This window comes from Pseudomonas sp. P5_A2_2, from assembly GCF_054177685.1.
Window position 1 is genome coordinate 1 of the sequence record NZ_JBGCUL010000402.1, and the last position, 4021, is coordinate 4021.

A 4021-nucleotide genomic window follows, 5' to 3' on the forward strand; every position below is an offset into this window, starting at 1 on the left:
GCGATGTCGGCGCTGCCATCGGTCAGGGACTGTTCCAGCTCCTGGGGCTCCAGCGAGCGATGATTGGTGTGCCAGGGCGTGGCGGTGTGGAAGCCCAGGATATGACCTTCGGCGTGTTCGCGGCGCATGATGTCCCGACCCAACTCGCTACCGCCGGCTCGCGGCGCACGGGTTTGCACGAAGAACACGGCTTTGATGCCCGGTTGCAGCGGGTTTTGCGCCAGGCTCTCGAGCACCGTGACGGTCGGATTCCACCAGCTCGATGCACTGGGACCGTCATCGAAGGTCAACAGAAAGCGGATGGGGGGTTGTGCACTCAGACGCTGTTCGGTCTRCGGGGTCATTTCGATGGGCGCCGCAATGCACCCCAGCAGACCTACTGCCAAGGCGCACACCGTTAAACACTTGAACAACTGTTTCATCTTTTGCCTTGGGTCAGACCATCACGGTCGCTGCTTCAACTGGCAGGAATCCTTCGCCCGTTCATCCGTCGCTGGCCCGCATCGAGACGGCGGGCCGAGGTTGGATAAGGTACACAGAGTTTGGTTCCAGTGCTTGCCAAGCCCGTTTCGTCGCCACCAACTAAACTGAAAAAAATGCTCAACCAGGGTGTCAGGCCATGTGCGGACGACTGTCGCAATACCGTGGAATCCACGACTTCGTGGCGGTGCTGAGCATCCCCGACGCGCTGATCAACCGCGTCGGTAACGAACCCTTGGCGCACTACAACGCCGCGCCCACCACGCCACTCGCCCTGCTGCATCTGGAGAACGAGCGGCTTCATGCCGACTTGGTGCGCTGGGGTTGGCGACCGCACTGGGCGACGGATCGCACGGAGCCGGTCAATGCCCGGGTCGAAAAAGTCGCCCACGGTCCGTACTTCCGGGCGATCTGGCCCCATCGCGCGATCTGCCCGATTGATAACTGGTTCGAATGGGTCGACGCCGGTGACGGTAACAAACAGCMGTGGTTGATCCGGCGACGGAACCGGGCTCCGGTTTTCTGTGCGGCGATCGGCCAGTACCCCATCGGCGGAGCCCCTCACAGAGAGCACGACGGTTTCGTGATCCTGACGGCCGACAGCGCAGGCGGCATGCTTGACGTGCATGACCGACGACCGGTGGTGTTCTCACCCGAGCTGGCGCGGGAATGGCTGGACCCGGCCACGCCCAAGGAACGAGCCGAGGAAATGGYGTTATCCCAGGGCGAGGTCAGTGATGTATTTGAGTGGTACAAGGTCGACAAGGCCGTTGGCAATGTCAGGAACCAGGGCGCCGCGCTGATTAAAGAAATTCCATGAACCTGTCAATAACGACAAAGCCCCGCTCAATGGCGGGGCTTTGTCGTATTCGCGTGCCGGTCAGAACTTGCGGTCAGGCTCTGACAGTTCCTTACCGTCGTCAGGATGCTTCCAGTCCGGTATCGAACGTTTCTGCTGCTCAATCTCTTCTTCCGTGGGTTCGTCCTCGTCTTCTTCCAGGTCCGGTTGCTTGGGTTCATTGGCCATGTTCACCTCGCTTCCTGAAGGGATCGGTCATCAACTTAAGCTTAGATCAGTTCCCCTGCCCCGCTCAAAGCCACCAGCGCAACAAAAAGAAGAAGCCCATGCTCAACAGCATGCTGAGCAACGTATTGCGCGTGTAAACCACCAGCCCGACCGCCACCAGCGAGCTGATCAGATAGGGATTGTCCCAGTGCAGGTTCAGCTGTTTTTCCGGCATGAACACAATCGGCCCACAGATCGCGGTCAACATGCCCGGCACGGCAAACCCGAGAAACTGCCGGGCATTGCTGCTCAAGCGCACCGGCAATCGCGGTTCCAGAAAAACATAGCGGTTGAGGAACACCAACACGCCCATTCCGACAATCACTGCCCAGACCATCATGTGCGTCCACCGTAGAATTTATTGCAGACAAACCCCGCGGTCATCCCCGCCAGCCCCGAGAGCACCAGCGCCGAGCCCCATTGCCAGTAGCTGAACAGCACCGAACAGAACAGCGACACCGCCACGCACACCACGGTCGGCACGTTGCGCACCACCGGGGTGATCAGGGCAATGAAGGTGGCCGCGATGGAGAAATCCAGGCCCAGGTGCTCAAGGCCGGGAATGCTGCTGCCAAGCACAATCCCCGCCAGGGTGAACAGGTTCCAGGCGATGTAGAACGTCAGGCCCACGCCCAGGGCGTACCAGCGGTTGAACTGCTGTTTGTCGTGCTGGCTGGTCAAGGCGAACAACTCGTCGGTGAGCAAAAAACCCAGGCCCGCGCGCCAGCGCCCCGGTAAAGGAGCAATCACCGAGCGCATGCTCATGCCGTAAAGCAGATGCTGGGAGGTCAGCAGCAACGTGGTCAGCAAGATCGAAAAAATCCCGGCACCGCCCTTGAGCATGCCAATGGCCACCAGTTGCGCGGCGCCGGCAAACACAATGCCCGACAAACCCTGACCTTGCAGGGGTGTGAGGTTGGCTTCGATGGCCATGGATCCGGCCAGCAAGCCCCAGGGCGCGGTGGCCAGGGACAACGGCATGATCGCCGCAGCGCCGCGTAAAAAGGCACTGCGGGGCATGAGTGAGTTGGACATAACGTTCTACAGACAGGGAAAGACCCCGGACTGTGCCAGCAGTCGCGGCCCAAGGCTTGAACAATCTTGCTCAATGATACGACTGTGTGCCATTCATCGGCTGCCCGCTTGATTCAGCAAAGTGGTAACAACATGATGGCGCTGCATTTTCATCGAGGCAGGCCCTTCATGAGTTCAGTGGATACCGACAGCGACGTTTATAAAACCCTGCTTGAGTCGACCCGGGCGATTCCCTGGCGCATCGACTGGAAAACCATGACGTTCAGCTACATCGGACCACAGATCGAAGAATTGCTGGGCTGGAAGCAGGACAGTTGGGCGTCGGTCAACGACTGGGTCGAGCGCATGCACCCGGATGATCGCGACTACGTGATGGACTTCTGCGTCTCGCAATCGCGCGCCGGTATCGATCACGAAGCCGACTATCGCGCACTCACCGAAAGCGGCGAGTACGTGTGGATCCGCGATGTGGTGCACGTCGTGCGCAAGGGCGGTGAAGTCGAGGCGCTGGTGGGCTTCATGTTCGATATCAGCGAGCGCAAGAAAACCGAAGAACACCTGATCCGCCTGCAAAAGCAGCTTGAAGAGTATTCCTTCCAGGACGGCCTGACCGGCATCGCCAACCGGCGCATGTTCGACACCGTGCTGGAACGCGAGTGGAACCACGCCCAGCGCACCGGCCTGCCATTGTCGGTGCTGGTGCTGGATATCGATTACTTCAAGCAATACAACGACCATTACGGCCACATCAAGGGCGACGAATGCCTGCGCCGCGTGGCCCAGACCTTGTCCCTGGCGGCGAACCGGCCACGGGATTTCATTGCGCGGATCGGCGGTGAAGAGTTTGTCTGGCTGCTGCCGGAAACCGATGCCGAGTCCGCGCGGATGGTGGCGCACAAATGCCTGCACCTGATTCGCCAGCAGCAGATTCCCCATGAGTTTTCCAGGGTGTCGAACTTGCTGAGCGTCAGCCTCGGTGTCGGCACCACCGGCGTTTCAGTGCATGCCACGGCGCTGGAGTTCATCGAACAGGTCGATCAGCTGCTCTACAAGGCCAAGCACAATGGCCGGATGCGCGCGGAGTTCGCTGATTTTCGTGGTTGACAAACGGCGCTCCGKCTTTTAAAACTGGGCGCCTCACTCAGGGTGTAAGCAAGTATGTCCGCAACCTTCAACCTCAACACTTCCGTCATTGGCTTGATTGCCAAGGCGCAAGGTTGCGTTGCGCACGCCCTCAAATCGAAGAAACAGTCGCTCATGTGACCGGGGCGCGCTGTCCCGTCAGATGAGCTGACAGGACATTGAGCGCGACGGACCACCCTCCCCTTGCTTACTCTCCTTCCATGCCCCTGACGGTGACGAAATCGGTCAACCATCAGGAGAAAGTGCATGTCTGCGTTTCAAGGTATCTGGGTTCCACTGGTCACACCGTTCCACAAC

6 protein-coding genes are annotated in these 4021 nt (G+C 59.6%); 2 read left to right on the plus strand and 4 right to left on the minus strand.

Annotated elements, in window-relative coordinates:
- Nucleotides 1-422 (minus strand): polysaccharide deacetylase family protein (locus tag ACXRVY_RS19240; protein ID WP_458237999.1); only part of this gene is annotated, 422 nt, incomplete at its 3' end.
- Between the two features lie 197 nt (nt 423-619).
- Between ACXRVY_RS19240 and ACXRVY_RS19245 the strand changes: the two genes are divergently transcribed.
- Nucleotides 620-1300, plus strand: coding sequence for an SOS response-associated peptidase family protein (locus tag ACXRVY_RS19245; RefSeq protein ID WP_458238000.1), 681 nt, complete (start codon nt 620-622; stop codon nt 1298-1300).
- A 60-nt stretch (nt 1301-1360) separates the two neighbouring features.
- On the opposite strand, the gene ACXRVY_RS19250 is transcribed toward ACXRVY_RS19245, so the two are convergent.
- The 3 genes from ACXRVY_RS19250 to ACXRVY_RS19260 form a co-directional block, all read right to left on the minus strand.
- Nucleotides 1361-1507, minus strand: coding sequence for a hypothetical protein (locus ACXRVY_RS19250; RefSeq protein ID WP_177336464.1), 147 nt, complete (start codon nt 1505-1507; stop codon nt 1361-1363).
- A gap of 64 nt (nt 1508-1571) precedes the next feature.
- Nucleotides 1572-1883: an AzlD domain-containing protein gene (locus ACXRVY_RS19255; RefSeq protein WP_223463168.1), complete on the minus strand. Its 312-nt coding sequence runs from the start codon at nt 1881-1883 to the stop codon at nt 1572-1574.
- Nucleotides 1883-2581 carry an AzlC family ABC transporter permease gene (locus ACXRVY_RS19260; protein WP_223463159.1) on the minus strand — a complete coding sequence of 233 codons (699 nt, stop codon included), beginning with the start codon at nt 2579-2581 and terminating at the stop codon, nt 1883-1885. Before ACXRVY_RS19260 ends, ACXRVY_RS19255 begins: the two co-directional genes overlap by 1 nt.
- A gap of 168 nt (nt 2582-2749) precedes the next feature.
- Here ACXRVY_RS19260 and ACXRVY_RS19265 point away from each other — a divergent pair, with 168 nt between their 5' ends.
- Entirely contained in the window at nt 2750-3685 is a 936-nt protein-coding gene (locus tag ACXRVY_RS19265; protein ID WP_223463160.1) for a sensor domain-containing diguanylate cyclase, read from the plus strand.
- Nucleotides 3686-4021: the final 336 nt, after the last annotated feature.

Excerpts from the sequence above, each read along its gene's own strand:
- ACXRVY_RS19250 (WP_177336464.1), bottom strand. The coding sequence starts at position 1,507 with ATGGCCAATGAACCCAAGCAACCGGACCTGGAAGAAGACGAGGACGAA.
- ACXRVY_RS19255 (WP_223463168.1), bottom strand. The coding sequence starts at position 1,883 with ATGGTCTGGGCAGTGATTGTCGGAATGGGCGTGTTGGTGTTCCTCAAC.
- ACXRVY_RS19260 (WP_223463159.1), bottom strand. The coding sequence starts at position 2,581 with ATGTCCAACTCACTCATGCCCCGCAGTGCCTTTTTACGCGGCGCTGCG.
- ACXRVY_RS19265 (WP_223463160.1), top strand. The coding sequence starts at position 2,750 with ATGAGTTCAGTGGATACCGACAGCGACGTTTATAAAACCCTGCTTGAG.